The organism is Oscillospiraceae bacterium (genome assembly GCA_034925865.1).
Taxonomy (GTDB): Bacteria; Bacillota; Clostridia; order Oscillospirales; family SIG627; genus SIG704.
Genome location: JAYFRN010000027.1, coordinates 63,409 through 85,829, shown reverse-complemented (window position 1 = coordinate 85,829; position 22,421 = coordinate 63,409). Strand labels below are relative to the sequence as shown.

Below are 22,421 nucleotides of genomic sequence, written 5' to 3'. Positions count from 1 at the left end.
GTTTAATATAGCGGCAATCAGATAATTACTCATTGTCCTATCGTAAATTCCTTTTCTACAGCTATATCCTCGATACAGTTGATTGAAGCTCGAAGAGTGACGGAGCCGTCCGTGTCAGAACAGGTTATTTCCGTTTCCTTACTTATTATTTCGGCGCCGGTGAGTTTGTTTTTGATATATGCAGCAAGAAGGTCATATGCTATGTCCTGCGCTCTTTGAGGTGATATCCATTCACGTTTTATTTCATATTCCAAAAAAACACGGTTCATAATTCCGAACGGAAGCTCTATTATGTCAAATAAAAACGCCTCATCCCGGAAACGCATGACATCATAATCCTCAAAACTGCATGTTCCGTTCAGATATAACGGTATTTGAGAGCCGAGAATATCGAGAGAAGAAACCGTCATCTCTCTTCCGGTAAAAACCTTTACGTCCGCCTGGGTAGGAACGGTGAATTCAGGCGCATGACAGGTTTCCCCATATATCTTTCCCTCGGCGCGGACAATGCGGAATGCGCTGTTCTTCAGTGCGGTTATGCCGCTGACGAGAAGCTCGCCTTCTTTTACGTATTGTCCGGCCTTTACTGCGGCGGTACCGCGTATGACGATTGTTTTTCTGATTATACCGCTGCGAGAGGCCACAAGATTTATCGGGAGTGAGATGTCGCGCTTTGCTGGCGGTGGAGTGCGTTCGGCTATCTGTATATATGCGGTGGTGCCGCTTATTGTGACGGCGGCAAATGCAATTTCCGGGTGCTCCGTAATAAGCGTCAAGCGGAACGCGTCAGGATCGACAGATCTCGCCAAACCGCCTTCACATATGCCGCTTTTGCGTATCATATCCCGAAGCTGTTCTTCGGTTAAACTTACATTCCCTTCTATTTTAACACACCAGATGAATAATGTCGATAAGTATAATGAAAAAATCAGAAAAATAATCCCTGCGAACAGCCCGATCCTTCTTTTGTATTTAAGAAAAAACGGTCTCAAGCCGTGCTTATTTTCAGATATGACGGCTCCGAGCATATTTTCTGCTTTACACAGCTCAATGATGCGTGCCGAATCCGAAAGAGTCACGGCTATTTTGATGGAATCATTGTATCCCTGCGCGTATATAACGTCGATATTATGCGCTATCGCCAGATTCAATACTCTTTCCGGTTTCTTTCCGGTTATTAACAGCTCAGAATAACCGGCGGCAAGCGCGGTAAATCCCGGGAAAAAGCTGCGCAGCTTTTTATCTTTATTTTCTTTATCTTTTATTGCTTTTTTATTATCTTTGCTTTTTGGCTTTTTCATTCACGCACCGTCCGAAGCTCATCATCGGAAAAACTGACTGATGATATTCTCCCGTCAACCGCCACATTTCCGTTTCCGAGATGCATTATTTTCAGGCCATCCCCATGGATGGTGACATTAAATCCGCACAAAAGCTTTACTGTGGTTTCATCGCAGAAAACGACTTTTTTACATCCCTCCATCAGAAGGCGCGTCCTTCCATGAATGTATATAAGCTTTTCATCATATAATTGTTCCGGACCTATAACTGCTGCCTTACGCATTAAAATAACCGTTTCCTTTCATATTATGAACATAATGAATAAAACAATATCCGATTCACATAAAAAATATATGCGGAACAGCCGCACCGTAACACAAAAAAATAGCGCAGTATTGAGAGCTTTCGCTTCAGCCATTTTTTTTCTGCCATGTATTGCGGCTATTTTGTTCCCAAAAACGGCAGCCGAATGCGCTAATGAGGGAATAAAACTATGCGGCACTGTCGTTTCCGCGCTGTTTCCTTTCATGGTTTTATCTACGGTGTTGATTTCATTGGGTTCTGAAAACAACCGTGCCTCCGGCGCGCCGAAAGCATTCCTGCTGGGGAGTATATGCGGCTTTCCTATAGGCGGTATATGCGTCAAGGAGCTTTATAAAAAAGGCTGTTTTGGCAAAAAGGAAGCGGAAATGCTGATTCCTGCGTGTAATCTGTGCGGACCGGCATTTATATTCGGAGTTGCGGGACAAGCATTTCCCGATATACCCTCGGCCGGCGCGGCGCTTTATGCAATTCAGCTTATTTGCGCCGGTATATTGTTTTGCTTTACATATAGAAAAAAGCATTTTAAGGCCGTAAGCGGATTTACCGGCGGTGAGAAACACGAAATAAAAGAGCCGCCCGGCATTTCCGCGGCTTTCAGCGCAGCGGTAAAGGAGGCGGCTGTCAATATATTGTATATTTGCGGCTTTGTGGTGTTTTTTTCATTTTTGACCGGAATGCTCGGCAGTCTTGGGCTTAAAGGTATACTTAAAACTTTTATATGCGGATTGCTTGAGATGACATGCGGAGTAAAACATGCTTCTTTATCAGGAACGGCGGGATTTGTCTTAACGGCGCTTTTTATTTCATTCGGCGGGGTGTCGGTAATATGCCAGACAGTATCAGTGATTTCGGATACCGATCTGTCGATAAAAAAATATATTGCTGTCAAGGCGGCAATGGGAATTACTTCAGCTATAATCGCCGCGTGTTACGCCGTTATCTGTTTATAAGCATATCGGCTTCTTCTTTGGTAAGGTGCCTGAACGCGCCTTCAGGAAGGGAAGGATCCAGTGGTATTCCGGCAAAGCATACTCTTTTCAATGCGGTTACATTTTTGTCCACCGCGTTTAACATACGTTTAATTTGATGAAATTTACCCTCTCTTATTGTGAGAAGGGCTTTATGCGGATCGATGCTGTCGATTTGAAGCAAGGCGGGAAGGGTCTTGGTTTCGCGGTCAATAAAAACGCCTTCTTTGAACGCGGCAACATCGTTTTCAGAAAACTCCAAATCACTCGTGACGTCATATATTTTGTCTACATGCTTTTTAGGAGAAAGAAGCTTGTGAGCAAGAGCGCCGTCGTTGGTGAGGATCAAAAGACCTGTGGTGTCTTTGTCAAGTCTGCCCACCGTGAAAAGCTCCATTCGCCTTTCCCGTTCTCCCAGAAGCTCGAATACAGTCCTTTCCCGCGGATCATCCGCCGCGCATATTAACCCTGCCGGCTTATTCATCATAAAAAGCGGGCAAGGATCGTATTCGATCCGTTCACCCATAACGCGGATTTCGGAAGATATGTCAATTATTTCGGAGGAATCTTTATATATGTCACCGTTAACGGTAATACTGCCGTTTCGGGCAATTCGTCCCGCTTCCTTCCGAGAGCAGATCCCCATTTCGGATAAAAGCTTGTCGAGCCGGATATTTTTCATTATAACAAATCTCCGTTGATATAATTTTACCGATTTATTTGCAATATAAGCATAAAATACCGCTATAAAGCGGATAATAATAAAGCAATAGACATATTATCATAAAACGGTAATAAATAAATAGCTTTGACAAATTTTATTACCATCTAAAAGAAAAGAAAGGTATGGTCAAATGGATTATATGATAGATGACACCGTCCCGCTCGGCTTTGGTATGGCATTGGCACAGAACCGCGATGCGGTAATAGTATTCGGAAGAATGTCAAAAGAACAGCGTGACACGGTGATTAAAAAAGCACGTGAAGCAAATTCGAAGGATGAAATGCGTGAAATTGTAAGAGTACTGGCGGAAAACGGTGCAAATTCATTTTTTTAAGAGGTTTTGGATTCGTATGTGTAAATACGGCTCATTCCTGTTCTGGCTTATGGATATTTGAAAAATTGTTAACCTCTTCATTTTCCCCGGCTGTTTTTTCAAAAGCCTTTTCCTGCGGTAAATCGGCGGATTCCGCCTGAGGGTTATTGTTATCCGCGTCGATATACCTTTTTGCCTGCGTTGTAAAGAGAAGGTTATATACTCCGTTTTTCGCCATCAGCTCGGAGTGTCTGCCCTCCTCGATCAGTACGCCATTTTGAAGCACAAGAATTTTCGATGCGGTTGTCGCGCTCGAAAGCCTGTGAGAGACAAAAAGCGTCGTTTTGCCTTTGCGAAGATTATCAAATTGATTGAATATTTCCTGCTCCGCAAGCGGATCAAGCGATGCTGTGGGTTCGTCGAGTATCAATATATCGGAATTAGAATAAAAAGCCCTGGCAATCGCAAGCTTTTGCCATTGCCCGCCGGATAACTCCGCTCCGTCGGCTTCGAAGATCCTCATCAAAGGCGTTTCATATCCGCTGTTTAACTTTTCTATAAAGTCGTCCGCGTTGCTTTGGCGGGCGGCTTCTTTTACTGCCTGAAGATCAAATTCGTGGCGCACATCACCGAAGGTTATGTTTTCCGATGCGGTAACGGCATATTTTCCGAAATCCTGGAAAATGATGCCAAATGTTTTATAAAGAGATTTAAGGTCATAGTCTTTTATATTCCGCCCGTCGAGCAGGATTTCTCCCTCTGTCGGATCATAAAGACGTGTTAACAGCTTTATAAGAGTTGTTTTGCCTGAACCGTTCAGACCGACCAGCACGACTGATTCGCCCGGACGGAATACGGTCGAAATGTTTTTAAGAACATCCCGCTGTGTTCCGGGGTATCTGAAGCTGACGTTTTTAAATTCAACCGTATGAGACATTCCGTGCGAAAGGACAACAGGAGGCATAAGACGGGGGACGATGGTCTGTTTTTCGTTCATGAATTCGATCATGTTGTCGATGAAAAGAGTGCCTTCATATATGCTCGATGTTATCGATATAAGCGAAGAAACGCCGTTCGCAACTTGCTGAAGCGCGTTGGTATACAGCGAATAATCGCCAATCATAATATTGCCTAAATATACTTTATAGCCGATAAAGACGTAAAAAAGAAAGTTGACCGTAGAGGAAATGACAGAAAGACCGGCATGCCAAAGCCCTTCGTTGATTATAAGCTTTTTAATTCCGGAGAAGTATTCCTTAAAGACTTTCTTATATCTGTCGATAAAGCCGTCGGACAAATCAAAGAGCTTGAGCTCCTTTGCAAGATCCTTGTCGACAAGCAGCCCGGAAAAATAACCCATCTGACGCCGTTCCTTAGAGCGGCGGCGCATATAAGTAAATGTTTTTTTGCGGTATACAAAGTTGATTATAGCGGATGGAACGGATATCGCAATTATAACCAGTGTCGCAAGAGGGCTTATTGAGGCGAGAATTACGATAAAGCTTATCATACTGATAAGCGTCGACACTATACCGAAGGTCGAACTCATTATGGCTATCGGGCGGCTGCCCGCTTCTCTGTTTGCATTTTCAAGCTTTTCATAGAATTCGGGACGGTCAAAGGAAGAAAGATCGACGGTTTTTGCTTTGTTCATTATTTTTCTCTTTATATAATCAACGACCCGTTCACCTGATATACTTGTAAAAATGTTATTCAACCTTGACATAACATTGTTGATGATTCTGTACAGGAAAAGAAAAACAAACATAATAAGAATCGTGTTGAAGTCGATTGTTTTGTCGGTCATGACGTTTTGAAACATGTTCAGTATATTTTTTGATATAAGAGCACCTATGACCGGCATAACGCCGTTGAAAACCGACATAAACAGCATTACAAACAATATCCATGGCCCGGTTTCCCATACAAGCCTGAATATATAGAAAAGCCGGAAGAAAAACCCGCCGACAAGCTCGTTTAAATATCTCGAGAGATCTTTAAACGATTTGGGCGGTGTAACCTTTTTATATTCAAATCGTCCGCGTCCGCCGCCGGGCGGTGGTAGAGGAGGTCCCATCATAATAATATTACCGATCCTTTTAAAATTGTAAATACCTGTTGAATAACAGTTTGCAAACACAACTGCTCATAACATTATGCTTTAGCAAGCATTAAATATAAATTTATTATACGCTGTTCATGCCGCCCGGTCAACATTCTTCACTTTAATTTCATTTTTAAAATCGGTAATCATGATATGGATTGGCCTTATTCAACAGAAACTATACAAACTTATTATGACCATTACGTTCCGTCGAAATATGAGCTTTGTTTGCAGAAATTATAGTAAATTGATGTTTTCTATATCAAGCATGAGCTTAATGCAAAAATCGTTGAATTTCGGTATATCCGTTAATATACCTTTTTGAAGTTTTTCCTTCGTACTTAATGCCAAATTAAATAAATCATCAGTAATATCATTTTGCTTGAGTGCGTCTTCGAGCTCGTCCATATCATCAATATCTATATCACCGTTCGGCCGTACAGTCAGATCCAAATAAAGATCATCAAAAAAGGCGACGTTATCTTCGGAAAAACCCTTATTTGCTATCATATCAATATACCATATATTTATGTTGCTTTGATCGTTAATCATGGCTGTTATAACATAGTATTCATCAAAGGGCATGATTTGAAGCCATTTCATTCCCTTGTCGCATACTGTTATTTCTTTATCAGGATATTTCCATCGCGAAGCAGTAGAAACATCATCAATATATAAAAGAGAAACAATTCCATTGAAGTCACTATTTTTTATCTGTTTCTGAATATATCTTTTTGATGTTATGGATGTCCAAATATCTCTGTCAAGACGTTTTCGTTTCATTGGAGCTATTCCTTTAGCATAAAGTAGAATGGAAATGCAATAATAAGAATTATATCAAGCATATTGATATTTTGCAATATTTTTTCTTTGGTAATGAATAAATTCAAGAGTTCTCGGGCATAATAAATATTTTGCTTTGCACGGAAATGTTTTCATTCGTAAAATATTATTATATTGTCTGCTAAAAGCTTTTACTGAAGTATGTGTTTTATGATTGTTCAACAGATATTATATAGAATAATTAGAGCACATGAGGAAAGAATATAATTAAATACGTCATCCGCGAATCTGGATTATACTAAAACTTGATGCAGTCTGAAAATTTTAAGAGTAAGCACTGAGTGTTTTTATAGAACAGGTATTATTTTTGACGGAAATCAGAAGTGAAAAGGTGATTATATGCTCTCTGCGGCAATAGATGAAAACATAAATTTAATGAATAACGCGTTAAATCGCGCAAAAAGCTTTGATATCAAAAGCGTTGATACTGTGGCCGACGGTCGGCGCGCTATTATATATTTTACGCAAGGATATGTATCTCCAAAAGATCTTATATTCGTAATGCGGGATTGCTCCGATATAAATACGGCAAACTGTGTAAACGAGACGGATTTCGCAATAAAAAACCTTTCGTTTCCGGATGTGAGTTTTTCAGACAACGAGATAAGCACGGCTGACGAGGTTTTCCGAGGCAAAGCGGCATTACTCATAGACGGATATAAACAGGCGATAATAATCGACGTAAAAAGCTATCCCCGACGAGCGGTCAGCGAGCCCGAAAAGAATAAAACTCTCCGTGGCCCTCATGAGGGCTTTACGGAAAGCATTTTCGAAAATACGGTGCTTATCCGGCGACGGATAAGAACGCCGTCGCTTTGCTTTGAGAATTTTTCCATAGGAGAGCTGACCGCAACGCAGGTGACGATGACTTATATATCCGGAAGAGCAGACGAAACCTTGGTGAATACAATGCGTCAAAAGCTTGAATCAATAAAAACACTGAAATCACTGGCGCTCACTCAGCAAACTTTATCGGAAGCTCTTTTTCCCCATACCGGAATTCAGAAGTTTAGCCCCCTACCTAAAGTCAGATATGTAGAAAGACCGGACACCGCCGCCGCCATGCTTACGGAAGGAAAGGTGCTCATTATATGCGATACCACGCCAAGCGTCATTTGCCTTCCCATGAGTATTTTCGAGTACCTAGAAGAAGCTGAGGATTATTACTTTCCTCCGTTTACAGGCACATATATGAGGTTTGTTAGACTTTTTGTATTCATAGCTTCGGTATACATGATACCGATTTGGATTTTGTTTGTAAGCAATAAGACTCTTCTCCCGTCGCAGATGGGATTTATAACAAAGCTCGATGAATATACGGTCCCTCTTTTCTTGCAGTTTTTAATCATTGAGATCGCCATTGACGGCCTGAAGCTCGCATCCCTGAATACTCCGAACGCGCTGTCAAATTCGTTGAGCGTAGTAGGCGGTCTTCTGCTCGGTGATTTCGCCGTAAAATCAGGATGGTTTTTGCCTCAGACTATTTTATATGCTGCGTTTACGGCTATCGCAAATTTTGTACCGACAAATTACGAGCTTGGATACGGCTTTAAATTTGCGAGAATATTTTTGATAATAGGCGTAGGATTGCTGGGCGTCTGGGGGTTTATCGGCGCGTTTATAATCAATCATGTAATACTATACCTTACAAAAGGAACAGACGGGAAATCTTATTTATATCCGTTGATTCCCTTTAACGGTCCCGCCTTTAAAAAATTGCTGTTCAAGGAAACCGGCGGGAGAGAGAATAAATAAAATTATCATATTGACAAACAAAACAATTCATGATATAATAAGTAAAACTTAAAAGAGTAAATCCATTGATAAACGGCAAGGCTGCATGATCCATAGGATATGCGCCTTGCCATATTAATTTTATGAGGTTAGTAATATGAAAAATAAAAAAGCGGATGCTCATATGCTCTAATCTCAATCGTTATCGCTCATGATATTCATATTTAGTCTTAGGATTTATTATTTAAATGCCAGTTACCACCGCTATAGATTAACGATGTGCCATTCTTCTTTGACATAGCGGCTTGTACAGTACCATTTGGCAATTCAACCTCAAAGATATAGCAATTACCCGCATATTCGGCGCCTGGTAATGTTGAAACACCCTTAAAAGAAACAGAAAGCGCTTCATTGTAATTATTCCATATTACGCTTATAGCCTCGTCATATGCGTTACGAGTACCAGTCATAACCACCTTAATTCCATAAATGGCATTTAAATTGTTCTGTTCCCATTTTATTGTCACCTTATAAATATAGACACCTGGCACAAATGGCGCAATTATGCCAATTCCGGTTTTATCATCTGTCCAGTATAGGCGTGTGTTAAGTGAATCATATAATTCTCGTTTCCCATTATCGTATACCATTCCGTTCGGTAGATAGATTTCATAACTCGCTGTCATGGGATTTTCAGCGGAAAGAGCAATAATGTTCTCTCCCATTTCTCCGTCAATAATCAATGTATTTTCTTTGGTATATTCTGCCTTATACGCTGATATGCTATCAGCTTGAACACCATCTTCACAGTCATCCCACGAGTACCCTAAAAGAAGCGCCTTTGCCTGCGTACCATCAATAGTTTCAACTGCGGTAATATTGGGTATATTGAAATCGTTTTTATTTACTTTATTCACCGTACACCCCCAGCAAAAAACCGTTACAAACACTAGCACAACATCGATAATCAATAGCGGCGATTTTTTATAATACAAAATAATATTCTTCTCCGATCAGTTTTTATTATGAAGATTATATGTTTTATTAATATAACACATCTGAGCGTTATTGTCAATATAAATTATTAAATAAATTGATAATATTCTATCAAAATCATTACAACTATAAAATGGCTGAGTTTGTGAACATTATTATGCAGTGTATATAATTTATTTTAATATAAACCCCAAGGCGCCGCCGCACAATCGGTGCGGCGGCGCCTTGTTAAACATAATTATATTCCTGGATTAATACATTCCGCCCATGCCGCCCATGCCGGGGTTAGGAGCGGCTGCGGCCGGAGCTTCTTCCTTCTTGTCGGCTACGAGGCTTTCCGTGGTGAGAACCATGGAAGCGACGGAAGCCGCGTTGAGGAGGGCGCTCTTTGTGACCTTGGTCGGGTCGATAATACCGGCTTCGAACATATCGACGTATTTTTCGGTATATGCGTCAAAGCCGTAGCTGTTCTTTCCGGAATTCATGATCTTGTCGATGATCACGCTGGATTCAAAGCCCGCGTTCTCAACGATCTGTCTGGTGGGCTCCTGAAGAGCGCGGAGAATGATCGAAACGCCGAGCTTTTCGTCGCCTTCAACAGTCGGAAGGAGAGCTTTAACCGCGGGTATCGCATTGAGAAGCGCGACGCCGCCGCCTGCGATGATACCTTCTTCAACTGCTGCGCGAGTAGCGTTCAGCGCATCTTCGATACGGAGCTTTGCGTCCTTCATTTCCGCTTCTGTGGCTGCGCCGACCTTTATAACCGCAACTCCGCCGGAGAGCTTGGCGAGTCTTTCCTGAAGCTTTTCACGGTCAAAATCGCTGGTTGTGATTTCTATTGCGGCACGAATCTGGGCAATGCGTGCTTTAATCTCATCAGAGCTGCCCATTCCGCCGACGATAATGGTGTTTTCCTTGTTGATCTTAACCTGCTTTGCGTGACCGAGCATTTCCGGAGTTGCGGTCTTGAGGTCAAGGCCGAGTTCTTCGGATATTACTTCGCCGCCGGTGAGTATGGCGATATCGCGGAGCATTTCCTTGCGTCTGTCGCCGAATCCGGGAGCCTTGACCGCGACGCAGGTGAAGGTGCCGCGGAGCTTGTTGACAATAAGGGTGGAGAGAGCTTCGCCTTCGACGTCTTCGGCGATTATAACGAGCTTTTTGCCGGATTGAACGATTTGTTCGAGCAGCGGCAAAATTTCCTGAATATTGGATATCTTTTTATCGGTGATAAGGATAAGCGCATCATCTATGTTGGCTTCCATTTTATCTGTATCGGTGACCATGTAGGGAGAAATGTATCCGCGGTCAAACTGCATTCCTTCGACGACTTCACAGAAGGTGTCTGCTGATTTGCTTTCTTCAACGGTAATAACTCCGTCAGATGTGACCTTTTCCATGGCATCGGCTATAAGCTTTCCGACAAGCTCGTCGCTGGCGGATATTGTTCCGACTCTGACAATGTCATCGGAGCCGTTGAGCTTCTTTGAGTTAGCTTTGATAGCTTCGACGGCTTTGTCCACGGCCTTCTTGATACCCTTTTTAATGATCATCGGGTTTGCGCCTGCGGTGACGTTTCTCATGCCTTCACGGATGATGGCCTGAGCAAGCAGGGTGGCGGTTGTCGTTCCGTCTCCCGCGGAATCATTTGTCTTGACTGCGACTTCTTTTACGAGCTGGGCGCCCATATTTTCGAACGCGTCGTCAAGCTCTATTTCTTTTGCTATCGTAACGCCATCGTTTGTGATCAGCGGAGAGCCGTACTTTTTATCGAGAACAACGTTTCTGCCTTTCGGGCCAAGGGTAATTTTAACAGTGTCGGCGAGCTTGTCAATGCCGGCCATGAGCTTGTTGCGGGCATCGATGCCGTAAATAATTTCTTTTGCCATAATATTTACTCCTTAATTATTTGTTAATATGCGTTTGATTATTCGACGACCGCGAGAATATCGCTCTGTCTGACGATGACGTATTCGATCCCGTCAATCTTTACTTCGGTTCCGGAATATTTGCTGGTAATGACTTTGTCACCCGCTTTGACGGTCATGACAACTTCTTTGCCGTCGACGTTTCCGCCGGGGCCGACCTCAATGACCTGAGCGACGGACGGCTTTTCTTTTGCCGCGCCCGCGAGGATAATGCCGCTTTTTGTGGTTTCCTCGGCCTCGACCATTTTAAGAATAACTCTGTCTGCAAGTGGTTTCAATTTCATTTGAATGTCCTCCTGTTTATAGTGTGTATTAATATTTTCTATATTGATTAGCACTCGAAGTGTCCGAGTGCCAAGAACAGTGTTTATTCTATACCTCATATCTCAAAAAATCAATACCTGTGCCGAATATTAACATAAATTTCACAATTGCTCATGGGCATATTAAAGCAGAAAATCAAAGCGAGTGCTAAAAAACCAATATGAAATTTGATAGATTTCCGCCTTGTGACAAAAAGCTTCGAAGATAAATCAGGCTTCATGGCTTCCGGGCTGCATGTCATGTGTAACGGTTCCGCTGCCGGAAAGGACATAGACATCGCCGTCATATTTTCGTTCAGGCAGAAGTGTTATAAGAAAATCCTTGCATCTTGCTATTATTTCGCGCACTTCGAACATAGGCATGCCGCCATATTCACGAAAATCGGAAGAAATGCCGTCAGCGTCAAGTCCAAGTCTGCGGGCAATAAATACGGCACGATAGAGGTGATATTTTTGAGTTATTATAAGAACGCGTTTCGCTCCGAAGACATTTTTTGCGCGATATATCGATTCATAAGTTGAGAATCCCGCGTGATCGAGAAAAATATCGTCAGTGGAAACGCCCAGACGTTCCGCGTACTCCCTCATCGCGTTGACTTCGTCATAATCCTTTTTACCGTGATCTCCGCTCATTATTATTCTGTCGGACATACCGTCCTTATATGCCAAAATTCCTGCCTTTGTCCTGTCCTCCAATATGTTGCTGAGCCTTGTGCCCGTGACCTTTGCGCCGAGAATTATTATACAGTCATATTTCGGCGTTTCCTTTATCAATTCACTGTCATATAATTCTGTGTCCGGAGAAATTTTACCATATGAAATAATATGCGGAGCTGAGGATGAAACTACTATCACGTTCATCAAAGCTGCAGACAAAGCGGTAAGCACCACGGCACCCGCAAAAATTGCCGCAATATTAAACAATACCGGGCGTTTTTTTCTTGTTGAACCATTTGAAATTATGTATTTTCGCATTATTGCCTCCGAATATACAAACCAGAGTATAAAATATTATGTATTATCGTAAAATGCTGTTTACAAAGGCCGTAATTTATGTTATGATATATGAGTATATACTGAATTATAAGATATAATGTAAATAAAACATTAAGAAAGGCTGGTATACATATGTCCTTCAGCGGGAAAATATCTGTCCTATTGAAAGATCGCGGAATAACGAAAGCTCAGCTTGCGAAAGCGGCCGGAATACCGTATACCACTCTCGACAGCATGCTCAAGCGGGAATCTGACACTGAAAGGCTTGCCTCCGTGTTTAAAATCGCGGAATTTTTGGAAGTTACCGTCGAGGAGCTTGTGTTCGACGGTATATTGCCGGCTCCGGTAGAGCTGTCAGATGAAGAAAGGAAATTGGTTATGCTGTTCCGCTCTCTTGATGACCGCGCAAGAGGCTCCGTTATGAATTCCGCCGAGTACGAATCAAATACGTGCCTGAAACAAAAGGAATCCGCCTTCAAGCAAAAGCTTAAACCAAAACGCCTCCCTGTATATGACGCGCCCGCCGCCGCCGGCGCTGCGCTGCCGCTGCTTACCGACGACTATGCTATGGATTGGGCGGAAAACGCGCCGGATGACGCGAGCTTTGGAATTAAAATACGCGGTGACAGCATGATTCCGGTAATTGAAAACGGAGCTGTTGTCTGGGTTAAAAAGCAAAGCACCCTCGAACCCGGCGAGATAGGTATTTTTATTCTCAACGGAGAGAGCTTATGCAAACGTCTTGAATATAGAAACGGAGGTTGTTATCTTATTTCTGAGAATTCGGCTTATAATCCGATAAGGATATATGACACCGACGAGCTTCACGTTGCCGGACGGGTAATTCTGCAATGAAAAGTAAATCTGGTAAAAAAAGGATTATAGTGCTGATCGCGGCGCTTCTTTGTATACCGGCTGTCATTGTGGCGGCGATATTAATTATTTATACATCTTCGTCGCTTTCACCCAAACAGATATCCGAAGTCATATTGAATATACAGGACGAAAAGCATACATATGATTCCGAAGAGGATATATCGTTTTATTCCGGAATAATTTCATCCGGCGTGAAGATTAAGGCGCCGGCCAGAGACAGCGATGAATATAGCCGGATCGGAGTTGAATTCAATAAAATCAGCGGGATCTCTTCATATACGCTTCTTCTTTCGTCATCTCCTGACGACTGCTTATATGTGGATTCGCATGGCGAGTATTACCGAATAAATAAGAATTACGCGCTGAAGCTGCTTTTGCTTCCGGAAACTGCTTTTGTATATGAGTATTCAAGCATGCCCATATTTACGGTGACAGCCGGAGAGACATCAAGCCGTGTTTATCCGGAAGACGCAACCTGGAGCTATAAAACGGCAGGCGGGGAATACAGAACCTGCGACTATAAAGGTGAAAACCCTTCCGGCGTCATGTCCATATCGGATGATATCCGGCTTAAATTTGAATTCAGCTCAAAGCCGGATTGGCTCAATGTTAAAATATATAATGAAAAAGGCGAACTTGTATTTAACGGAGACGAAGCAGAGCTTGACAGCTTTAACTATGGTTATGACGGAAATCTGACAGCTGAGATAGAAGCCGAATGGTATCGCGAAAAAGCCGATAATAATGTCACAGGAGATACGGCTGTTGATTCAGTCGGAAGTAAAAAGACAGGCGAAAGCGATTGCTACGGCAGGATGAAGTTTAAAGTGGCTCTTCAATACGATGAGCCGGCATCTCTGATATTAAGCGCTTTAACTGTTAATCCGGGTGAAATAATAATAATTAAGGTCATGAACGCAACCGGTGAAACGTTTGATATCAATACCGACGCTTTGTCCAGGAAGCCGGTTATGATATCATATGGGTCAAACGGGCTTGTCCTGCTTGCAATACCCGCGGAAACGAGCGCCGGTGAAAAGACTATTGAGTTTATCGGAGCAAAATCGTCATTACGCGCGTCCTTTACCGTAAACAGCAAAGAGTTTGATGAAAACACGGTCACTCCGTCGAAATGCGGATGCACGTCGGATGAGTATCTTTCGGCATACGGCTCATTGCAGGCAAAGTTGGAGGCACTGAACAACGCTCCTGTCGGTGAAAAGCTGTGGAACGGGGAATTCATTCTGCCTGTTTTCGGCAATGACACATGGATCAGGACACGCTTCGGCTCTGTAATAAAAGTCAGCGGAACCGACAATGAAATAAGGCAATCCGGTGTCGATTATGTAAACGAAGAAGGCAGTGGGGTACTTGCTGCCAACGACGGAAAGGTCGTTTTCGCCGAAGACACGATATTTGGAGGAAAAACGCTGATAATCGATCACGGACTGGGTGTAAAAAGTATTTATTATCACCTTGCTTCAATTTCCGTTCAGGATGGCGATACGGTATATAAATCACAGATAATCGGAAAGCTAGGACAAAGCGGATTTTCCGATGATATATATCTTCAATATTCGGTTTCGATAAACGGCGTTTTCATAAATCCATATATATTATATCAGAACGGAAATCCACTTGCAAATCTTTCTTGAAAATTCTAATTGTAAAAATATATAATTATAAAGAAAAACAAAATATGAATATTTATTCTCCTAAGGAAATATCGGTTGTGCTCGGAGCGGCGGGCTTTTCTTTTAAAAAACAATTCGGTCAGAATTTTCTGATCAATGAAGCCATTCCCGAAAGGATCGCGGAGGCCGCCGCGGCTTCTGATCCGTTTGCTCGCGGGTGCGTCGAAATAGGACCCGGAATCGGCAGCCTTACGTTAAAGCTTTCAGATAAATTTGAAAACGTTGTCGCTGTTGAAATAGACGAGAAATTACAAAGCATTTTACCGGTTGTCATGGGCGAAAGGACAAATATAGAGATAGTATTCGGCGATGCGACAAAACTTGATTTAAATAAACTTGCTTCGGAAAAAATGAAAGGGAAAAAGATCTCTGTCTGCGCCAATCTTCCTTATTCAATTACAAGCGAGCTTATCATGCACATTCTTGAGACAAATGACCGCTATTTCGGAAACGATATGTTTTTCGATTCAATTACTCTGATGATACAAAAGGAAGCGGCACAGCGCCTTTGCGCAAAGCCCGGAGCTCCGGAATATGGCGCGATCACTGCCTCCGCCTCGTATTATGCTGTAATGAAAAAGCTTTTTGATGTCAATCCCGGCAATTTTATGCCACAGCCGAAGGTTGTTTCAACTGTTATATCAATAAAACCCAATCATGTGAGGCCTGTAAATCCGTTGTCTGTTTCGCTGCTTTTTGAAGTAATAAGAGCTTCTTTTGCTCAAAGAAGAAAAACTCTTTCTAATTCCTTGCGGTCATACTTTTTAGACCGGTATTCGAAGGAATCATTATCTGCGTCGCTCGAATTTTCACATATTGACGGAAAAAGAAGGGGAGAAACGCTTTCTCTTGACGAGATGTGCGCGGTTGCGGATGCGTTCTGTGTTCACGGAATGACTGAGATGAATTTATAAAGAACGTTGCGATTGGACATTGTATTCGGAAATAAGCGATCACGGCCACGCCAATACTAAGTTCTTTTACGAATGGCGGAATGCTTCTCGTAATATAAAATCTGATATAAATTGTTTGAAGCTCCTTAAAGTTCAGGCTCATACAGAAATAAACTGCGAACGAATTATAAATAATTCTATAATAAAAACGAATCCTCTGTCACGAGTATTCGTTTTTATTCGGCGTAATTTATTAAACAGCAATACAAGAACCTTTTCTTTTTAGTAGATTATTTATTAACTCGGTATTTAAATAATTACCGCTTAAAGAGAGAAAAGACTTTGGTATATGGGCTTTTCTCTCTTATAAAACACGACTTATTTAAATGCCGTTTTAATAATTACCGAGTTAGCGATTGGTAAAAATTTAAGTATAAAGTAATTTAATATATTGTACTTGATTTTATATTTTGTTTTATATATAATACTCGATAGTCTGCACAATAAAAAGTTTAAAGGGTTGTTTTATGAAAGAAAAGACAAAATTAATTACTATTTTTTGCATTGCCGGTGTATTGGTGATCGGCTTATCCCTGAATACAGCGGCGAGTATTTTAACTATGAAAAATGTAGATGAGCTTAAAGCGTTGATTTCCGAAAATATGTCGACGGATCAGGATGTGGCTCAGGAAAATGATGTTGTTATAGCGGGTGAATATGAGATTAAATCGACGCAAAAAATTTCCGATGCATATATATCACATGATGCCTCCGCTCTTACCGACAAGGAAAAGGAAACCCTTGATATGGCATCTGAAATATTAAAGGAAATAATAAAAGAAGGCATGACGGATTATGAAAAGGAACTGGCAGTTTACGATTGGATGACGCATAAGCTTCGCCAGGATAAAGGTATTCTCACGGTTATTCCTTCGACGCAAGCGGATTGTGACAATCCTTATGGTGTACTGAAATATCATAATGCCGTCTGTGTTGGATACGCCACCACATTTCGAATGTTTATGCAGATGATGAACATTGAGTGTATGGTTGTACATAACTCGGAGAGATATCATTCATGGGATTTAATCAAGTTGGACGGCGAGTGGTATCACACTGATATTTATTCAGATGCCGAAACCAGAAATTATATGTGCTTCAACCAGAACGACGCCATGTTCTCTGACAGAAGCTGGAACACTGATTTCTTCCCCACGTCAACCGGTTTAAAGTATAACTACGGGTATCAAAACAAATCTATGATTGATGATGTTCACGAAATAGCTTCAACACTTAAAAAAGCTATCGACGAAAAAAAGGCATATGCGTTTATTGGCTTTAATTCGGGAATAACCGAAGAAAATGCTCAAATAGCAGAAACAATGCTTAACGGTATATCAGATAAAATTTCATATTCGGATGAGTATAACAAATATACTATAACCTGGAAATATATACCGATAGAAAATAATCAATTCATACTTTGTATCTATGTCAACGGTTTTGAACAGGAAAATAACGGGGTTACCGAGGAAGAAACGCAGAAGATACAAGAAATCATTAATGAAGTTTTTAATTAAGCGCGACAGGATTGGTGAACAGAATTATGATAATTAAACAAGCAAAAGCAAGCAAAATATGTACGTCTTTACTCATAACATCGATTTTAATGTGCTTTTTATTTAGTTGCGCTCCCGATAATACCGCGGCGGTAAGTCTTTATGATTTACAGAAAACAATGTTGGCGGCTGACAGCTTGCTTCCGGAAATGTCCTCTGTTAACGGAAGCGCGGAGGACGCCAGCGAGATGTTTACATATTTATCCAATATGCCATATAATAAAGTTGAAAATTACTTCCTTGCGTACTCGTCGGAGGGGAAAGCGGATGAAATTGCGGTTATTACCGTAAAGAATTCCGCCGATATTGAAGAAGCAAAAAAATCTTTGGATGAACATGTAAAAAATCGGATCAAATTGTATGAGCAGTATGATCCGACTCAATTAGAGCGTGTAAACAAAGCGTTAATATTTACCAGTGGCAAGTTTGCCGTATTGATTATCAGCGACAACGCGGCCGCGGTAAGAAATTCTTTTAAAGAATTTATATCGAAAGCAATTTAAATTTAATATCGTGGCAATTAGTTAATAACTGCTTGTGAGAGAAAAGCCTTGGTATATTGGCTTTTTTCTCTTGTAAATGATTATTTAATGTCTGCTGAACAATCATAAAACAAATACAACAGTAAGAAATGATGAAAACAATGATTGTACAGACGGCAATCAATGTATACTGCAGGTTTTGGCTGGTTTTTCTGCTGCCAAAACTTCAGTAGACATTATTTAATTGCTGTTTTTATAACTAAAGCCTGCAACAAGCATTGTACGACAATATCAGTATATGAAAAGTTAATCCAATTCCATGAAATTATGTATTACGAAGATAAATCCGAGCGGGAATCGGTATATTTCCCGCTCGGATTTACGAGAATGGACAAAAATGAGGAAAACGCTTTACTACCGTGGTTTTAGTTCTGCGCTCACGGACGGTCTCAATTAAATTTATAAAGAACGTCGCGATTTGACATGGTTTCCGGGGAATAAACGATTACAACCATATCTATTCCATATGCTTTAACGAACGCCGAAATGCTTCTGGCCGTATAAAACCTTATGTCAATTGTATAAAGCTCCTTGAAGTTCAGGCTCATGAAGCAGTCGACAGGGAGCGAGAACGAATCCTCAACCATGAGGATTTTTTTATCCGACGCGGTCGAATCATAATTCTCAATTTTATTGGAATTGCGATCTCCGCCGATATATGCCGCGTATTTTATGCTTACCGGATCTGCTTCGTCGAGATAGAATTGATCGATTAGCGCCTGATAATATGTGCCTGTGCGTACAATTCCGCCGGACTCAAAGGTGCGCATATATTTAATTAATGTATCAAATTTGGGAATTATCAGGCAGAAATCGTCGCTTCCGGCGTAATTGATATTGAAATCCCTCGTGTTTGACCCGATGTAATATTTTTCATGCCAATCAAATGTGAAATTATTTATATCGGTATTGCGGCTTTGCGGATCAACATCATACCATCCATACTCATCTTTGATTTTATTTATACATTTTTGATAAGCTATAAAGGCGCTTTCCGCATGCCAGTGATGGTCAGTGTCGTAAAACCATTTCTCTTTGTCGTATCCGATCGAGTCGAAATAACTTCTGCAGTCTATATAATCTACCTTGCCGTCAATTGCGCTCAGAAATTCATCAAGATTCTCACTTGTGTGATCCTCGGCGCCTTCCGGTAAAAGAGTATAATCGGGAGTGATTTTCGGAGGAGCGGCAATATACATCAATTCGCATCCCATGCCGTCGAGCTTGTCCTTTAGCTTTAATAGATTATTGGCATGAGGCGCGGTTGAAACACGCGGCTGCGGGTTTACCATACGGCGTGTACTTGACCTTACGGAGCGTGTGGTGGTTCCGTCCTCGTTTATTGAAAGATTTTTTATATCAGTGTTTGTATGCATCCCGGTAAGAGGACGCGTTATATCAATCAGGACGAGGACGAGCGGAGCGTCTGTGTTATCCCCGATCAGCTTTTCTGCAGTGCCGAGATCGGTTTTAGTCAGATCATATGATATTACCTTCCCAAAGGTTTGAGACAAAAGACCGATTACCGAAAGGTCTTCCAGGTTATGAAAAACAATAATAGGCTTTGTAAGCTTTAAATTATACAAGATCATTTGCGTATAATCATCAGACAGAATGGGTAAAAGACGTTTATCAGACATCAACTTCGTGTCGGTATTGTATACCGAGCCGTTGTATTCGGTGAAATCGCTTATATATTCAGCATTGCTTGATTTATATTTAACACGGAAAATGTCGTCATTTTCCGGAAGCAGAACGGAATATGTTTCCGCTTCGCTCATAGTTTCGGCGGTTTCGCCGGACGCAGCGTTATATGAAGCGGCGTATTCGCCGGTGAACGAGTCGCTTGCCGTAACAGCTTTATGGTTTTCAGCCTTGAGAGGCGAAAGATCACGGTCTTTGTAATTATAATACTCTATGATCGTCTCCATTATTTTGCTGTATATTGAATAGCCGGCTTTGGGCTTGTAATAACCGCAGGTTTTCATAAAGGAATCGAGCCCGATATCTTCGAAATCGGAAGGACGCAGCGCATCCATATAATATCTATTGATTCCGGCGGTCATTCCGGATTCATTTTTCGCGGAGTAATCATCTTTGAACCCGGCAAACATTGATTTCGTCGGCATGCCGACATACAGCATAGCTTTTGAAGCGTTGTCGCAGGCATTATAGAAGTTTACAAGGTCATTGGCCTTTGAGGACATGTCTTCATTTGCGGTTATTTTATAATAATTGCCGTTATAAAGACGATACCCGCCGCTGTCCGAAACGGACATATCGGTATCCGGTTCAATTATTTTTGAACAGGACACCGAAGCGGCGAGTAATGAAATTATTATTGATATAACCGCAAGGAGCGATGCGAATCTACCGTAATTATTATTCATGATAATCAGTATGCATACCGGTGTTAATTATTATTAACTCGGCATTTAAATTATTACCGCTTAAAGAGAGAAAAGACTCTGGTATATGGGCTTTTCTCTCTTATAAAACACGACTTATTTAAATGCCGTTTTAATAAGTATTAATATCGGATATTCTGCCTTTCAATAAAAACGGCAAACAAACATAATTTTAACGAAGCAGATTTTGTTTTCTGTCCGGTCCGACGCCCACCATCGATATTTTACATCCGGCAAGTTTCTCTATTTCAAGAACATAATTCTTTGCATTTTCGGGAAGATCGTCAAACGAGGCGAAGCCCGATATTTCTTCGTTCCAGCCGGGAAGAGTGATGTATTGGGGACAGCATTCGGCAAGCTCCTCTATTGTCGCGGGAAAGTCTGAAATGTTCTTACCATTACGCTCGTATGAAACGCATACCTTGATTTGTTCAATTCCTGTGAGAGTATCGAGCTTATTGAGCGCAATCTCGGTGAGCCCGTTTACTCTGACCGCGTGACGGAGAATAACAGTATCCATCCATCCGCAGCGGCGCGGACGTCCTGTGGTGGTTCCGAATTCGGCGCCGACTTGACGAATGCGTTCTCCAGTCTCATCAAACAGCTCGGTCGGGAAAGGACCCTTGCCTACACGAGTTGTATAGCTTTTCGCTATTCCGAGACAGGAATCGATAAGTGTCGGCCCGATGCCCGTTCCGATGCAGGCGCCGCCTGTAAGCGGATGAGAGGAGGTGACATAGGGATATGTTCCCATATCGAGATCGAGCAGAGTGCCCTGTGCGCCTTCAAACAGTACGTTTTTGTTTGCCTTTATTGCATTATAAGTCAAAACGGACACATCGTCAACATATTTCTCAAGTCTGCGGGCATAAATGGTATATTCTTCTATAATTTTTTCTGCGTCGAAAGGTTCCGAACCGAAAACCTTTGTAAGCATTTCATTTTTAAGCTTTAATGCGTCGACAAGCTTCGCGCGGAAAATGTTTGCGTCGAGAATATCACAAATGCGAATACCGCATCTCTCTGTTTTATCGGTGTAACAAGGACCGATGCCGCGTTTTGTCGTGCCGATGTCTCCTTTTCCGCGGAACGACTCAAGAAGGGAATCGAGCGCGATATGATAAGGCATGATGACGTGAGCGCGTTTGTCAATTCTGAGATTACTTACATTTATTCCAGATGCTTCAAGGGTGTCAATTTCGGAAAGGATGACTTTTGGGTCAATGACAGTACCGCTTCCGATGAGACAAAGCGTATCCGGATATAATATACCGGACGGTATCAAATGAAGCTTGTATATATTCCCGCCGTGAACGACAGTGTGGCCGGCGTTGTTCCCTCCCTGGGAACGGACGACGACATCCGCCTGCGAAGCGAGAATATCAATTATTTTTCCTTTACCTTCATCGCCCCATTGGGCTCCGGCTATGACGCGTACCATATAATATTTCTCCTCATAAGAAATGCGGAGTAAAATTTTCATATCTCCGTATTTCGTATCTATATTAATATTATATCCCTTTTTCTCCATAAGTAAAATATATATTTCTTATGAGTAAATTAAGTAAAAGTTATATCAGAATTTTTTTTGACATGATCGAACAACAAAAAATTATGCATATTAATAACCATGTAAAGAGAGAAAAGACTCTGATATATGGGCTTTTCTCTCTTATAAAACACGACTTATATAATGTCTGCTGAACAATCATGAAACACATACGACAGTAAGGAAAAGATGAAAACAATGATTGATCAGGAGCAAGGTTTTTAAGCTTTACAGCTCAAAAACCTTGCACTTCTAAAATGGTCGACACCCGACCAATTTAGAAAACAGGCGGCAATCAATGAATGC

19 protein-coding genes are annotated in these 22,421 nt (G+C 41.6%); 8 read left to right on the top strand and 11 right to left on the bottom strand.

Going from position 1 to position 22,421, the window contains the following annotated elements:
* Window positions 1-29 precede the first annotated feature (29 nt).
* Together VB118_10120 and VB118_10115 are read right to left on the bottom strand one after the other, a co-directional pair.
* The gene (locus tag VB118_10120; protein ID MEA4832954.1) at window positions 30-1,301 is read right to left on the bottom strand and encodes a sporulation protein YqfD; all 1,272 of its coding nucleotides are present in this window, start codon (window positions 1,299-1,301) and stop codon (window positions 30-32) included.
* Window positions 1,298-1,564 carry a YabP/YqfC family sporulation protein gene (locus VB118_10115; GenBank protein ID MEA4832953.1) on the bottom strand — a complete coding sequence of 89 codons (267 nt, stop codon included), beginning with the start codon at window positions 1,562-1,564 and terminating at the stop codon, window positions 1,298-1,300. The genes VB118_10120 and VB118_10115 overlap by 4 nt, the downstream gene beginning before the upstream one ends.
* Before the next feature lie 163 nt (window positions 1,565-1,727).
* On the opposite strand from VB118_10115, the gene VB118_10110 reads away from it, so the two are divergent.
* Window positions 1,728-2,555, top strand: a complete 828-nt coding sequence (locus VB118_10110; protein ID MEA4832952.1) for a hypothetical protein — start codon at window positions 1,728-1,730, stop codon at window positions 2,553-2,555.
* Here VB118_10110 and VB118_10105 read toward each other — a convergent pair.
* Window positions 2,542-3,255: a 16S rRNA pseudouridine(516) synthase gene (locus VB118_10105; GenBank protein MEA4832951.1), complete on the bottom strand. Its 714-nt coding sequence runs from the start codon at window positions 3,253-3,255 to the stop codon at window positions 2,542-2,544. The genes VB118_10110 and VB118_10105 overlap by 14 nt on opposite strands.
* 172 nt (window positions 3,256-3,427) lie before the next feature.
* On the opposite strand from VB118_10105, the gene VB118_10100 reads away from it, so the two are divergent.
* A complete protein-coding gene (locus VB118_10100; protein ID MEA4832950.1) occupies window positions 3,428-3,631 on the top strand; it encodes a hypothetical protein in 204 nt (67 codons plus the stop codon).
* Between the two features lie 31 nt (window positions 3,632-3,662).
* On the opposite strand, the gene VB118_10095 is transcribed toward VB118_10100, so the two are convergent.
* The gene (locus VB118_10095) at window positions 3,663-5,690 is read right to left on the bottom strand and encodes an ABC transporter ATP-binding protein (GenBank protein ID MEA4832949.1); all 2,028 of its coding nucleotides are present in this window, start codon (window positions 5,688-5,690) and stop codon (window positions 3,663-3,665) included.
* A 261-nt stretch (window positions 5,691-5,951) separates the two neighbouring features.
* Complete coding sequence (locus VB118_10090; GenBank protein MEA4832948.1) at window positions 5,952-6,497, bottom strand: DUF402 domain-containing protein; 546 nt, start codon at window positions 6,495-6,497, stop codon at window positions 5,952-5,954.
* Between the two features lie 399 nt (window positions 6,498-6,896).
* Here VB118_10090 and VB118_10085 point away from each other — a divergent pair, with 399 nt between their 5' ends.
* A complete protein-coding gene (locus VB118_10085; GenBank protein MEA4832947.1) occupies window positions 6,897-8,312 on the top strand; it encodes a spore germination protein in 1,416 nt (471 codons plus the stop codon).
* A gap of 209 nt (window positions 8,313-8,521) precedes the next feature.
* On the opposite strand, the gene VB118_10080 is transcribed toward VB118_10085, so the two are convergent.
* The 4 genes from VB118_10080 to VB118_10065 all read right to left on the bottom strand — a co-directional run bounded on the left by VB118_10080 (window position 8,522) and on the right by VB118_10065 (window position 12,513).
* Window positions 8,522-9,286, bottom strand: a complete 765-nt coding sequence (locus VB118_10080) for a hypothetical protein (protein ID MEA4832946.1) — start codon at window positions 9,284-9,286, stop codon at window positions 8,522-8,524.
* A 252-nt stretch (window positions 9,287-9,538) separates the two neighbouring features.
* The gene (groL, locus tag VB118_10075; protein MEA4832945.1) at window positions 9,539-11,176 is read right to left on the bottom strand and encodes a chaperonin GroEL; all 1,638 of its coding nucleotides are present in this window, start codon (window positions 11,174-11,176) and stop codon (window positions 9,539-9,541) included.
* Window positions 11,177-11,214: 38 nt separating this feature from the next.
* Window positions 11,215-11,499, bottom strand: coding sequence for a co-chaperone GroES (locus VB118_10070; GenBank protein MEA4832944.1), 285 nt, complete (start codon window positions 11,497-11,499; stop codon window positions 11,215-11,217).
* A 249-nt stretch (window positions 11,500-11,748) separates the two neighbouring features.
* The gene (locus VB118_10065; protein MEA4832943.1) at window positions 11,749-12,513 is read right to left on the bottom strand and encodes an ElyC/SanA/YdcF family protein; all 765 of its coding nucleotides are present in this window, start codon (window positions 12,511-12,513) and stop codon (window positions 11,749-11,751) included.
* Window positions 12,514-12,666: 153 nt separating this feature from the next.
* Between VB118_10065 and VB118_10060 the strand changes: the two genes are divergently transcribed.
* The 5 genes from VB118_10060 (at window position 12,667) to VB118_10040 (ending at window position 18,119) form a co-directional block, all read left to right on the top strand.
* Window positions 12,667-13,389 carry a S24 family peptidase gene (locus VB118_10060; protein ID MEA4832942.1) on the top strand — a complete coding sequence of 241 codons (723 nt, stop codon included), beginning with the start codon at window positions 12,667-12,669 and terminating at the stop codon, window positions 13,387-13,389.
* Window positions 13,386-15,065 (top strand): M23 family metallopeptidase, encoded by a 1,680-nt coding sequence (locus VB118_10055; GenBank protein MEA4832941.1) that lies wholly within the window; start codon window positions 13,386-13,388, stop codon window positions 15,063-15,065. Before VB118_10060 ends, VB118_10055 begins: the two co-directional genes overlap by 4 nt.
* Window positions 15,066-15,109: 44 nt before the next feature.
* Complete coding sequence (gene rsmA, locus VB118_10050) at window positions 15,110-16,018, top strand: 16S rRNA (adenine(1518)-N(6)/adenine(1519)-N(6))-dimethyltransferase RsmA (protein ID MEA4832940.1); 909 nt, start codon at window positions 15,110-15,112, stop codon at window positions 16,016-16,018.
* Window positions 16,019-16,524: 506 nt separating this feature from the next.
* On the top strand, window positions 16,525-17,577 hold the full coding sequence (locus VB118_10045; GenBank protein MEA4832939.1) for a transglutaminase domain-containing protein: 1,053 nt from the start codon (window positions 16,525-16,527) through the stop codon (window positions 17,575-17,577).
* 26 nt (window positions 17,578-17,603) lie between these two features.
* A complete protein-coding gene (locus tag VB118_10040; GenBank protein ID MEA4832938.1) occupies window positions 17,604-18,119 on the top strand; it encodes a DUF4358 domain-containing protein in 516 nt (171 codons plus the stop codon).
* Window positions 18,120-18,547: 428 nt separating this feature from the next.
* Here the strand turns inward: VB118_10040 and VB118_10035 are convergent, their stop codons facing one another.
* Both VB118_10035 and VB118_10030 read right to left on the bottom strand, forming a co-directional pair.
* Window positions 18,548-20,548, bottom strand: a complete 2,001-nt coding sequence (locus VB118_10035; protein ID MEA4832937.1) for a hypothetical protein — start codon at window positions 20,546-20,548, stop codon at window positions 18,548-18,550.
* Window positions 20,549-20,738: 190 nt separating this feature from the next.
* Window positions 20,739-22,007 carry an adenylosuccinate synthase gene (locus tag VB118_10030; protein ID MEA4832936.1) on the bottom strand — a complete coding sequence of 423 codons (1,269 nt, stop codon included), beginning with the start codon at window positions 22,005-22,007 and terminating at the stop codon, window positions 20,739-20,741.
* Between the last annotated feature and the right edge of the window lie 414 nt (window positions 22,008-22,421).

Bases quoted from the DNA above. Each gene is read 5' to 3' on its own strand.
- VB118_10035 (MEA4832937.1), bottom strand. From the start codon at position 20,548: ATGAATAATAATTACGGTAGATTCGCATCGCTCCTTGCGGTTATATCA.
- VB118_10030 (MEA4832936.1), bottom strand. From the start codon at position 22,007: ATGGTACGCGTCATAGCCGGAGCCCAATGGGGCGATGAAGGTAAAGGA.
- VB118_10060 (MEA4832942.1), top strand. From the start codon at position 12,667: ATGTCCTTCAGCGGGAAAATATCTGTCCTATTGAAAGATCGCGGAATA.
- VB118_10090 (MEA4832948.1), bottom strand. From the start codon at position 6,497: ATGAAACGAAAACGTCTTGACAGAGATATTTGGACATCCATAACATCA.
- VB118_10120 (MEA4832954.1), bottom strand. From the start codon at position 1,301: ATGAAAAAGCCAAAAAGCAAAGATAATAAAAAAGCAATAAAAGATAAA.
- VB118_10085 (MEA4832947.1), top strand. From the start codon at position 6,897: ATGCTCTCTGCGGCAATAGATGAAAACATAAATTTAATGAATAACGCG.
- rsmA (MEA4832940.1), top strand. From the start codon at position 15,110: ATGAATATTTATTCTCCTAAGGAAATATCGGTTGTGCTCGGAGCGGCG.
- groL (MEA4832945.1), bottom strand. From the start codon at position 11,176: ATGGCAAAAGAAATTATTTACGGCATCGATGCCCGCAACAAGCTCATG.
- VB118_10055 (MEA4832941.1), top strand. From the start codon at position 13,386: ATGAAAAGTAAATCTGGTAAAAAAAGGATTATAGTGCTGATCGCGGCG.
- VB118_10100 (MEA4832950.1), top strand. From the start codon at position 3,428: ATGGATTATATGATAGATGACACCGTCCCGCTCGGCTTTGGTATGGCA.
- VB118_10070 (MEA4832944.1), bottom strand. From the start codon at position 11,499: ATGAAATTGAAACCACTTGCAGACAGAGTTATTCTTAAAATGGTCGAG.
- VB118_10115 (MEA4832953.1), bottom strand. From the start codon at position 1,564: ATGCGTAAGGCAGCAGTTATAGGTCCGGAACAATTATATGATGAAAAG.
- VB118_10065 (MEA4832943.1), bottom strand. From the start codon at position 12,513: ATGCGAAAATACATAATTTCAAATGGTTCAACAAGAAAAAAACGCCCG.
- VB118_10105 (MEA4832951.1), bottom strand. From the start codon at position 3,255: ATGAAAAATATCCGGCTCGACAAGCTTTTATCCGAAATGGGGATCTGC.
- VB118_10040 (MEA4832938.1), top strand. From the start codon at position 17,604: ATGATAATTAAACAAGCAAAAGCAAGCAAAATATGTACGTCTTTACTC.
- VB118_10095 (MEA4832949.1), bottom strand. From the start codon at position 5,690: ATGATGGGACCTCCTCTACCACCGCCCGGCGGCGGACGCGGACGATTT.
- VB118_10045 (MEA4832939.1), top strand. From the start codon at position 16,525: ATGAAAGAAAAGACAAAATTAATTACTATTTTTTGCATTGCCGGTGTA.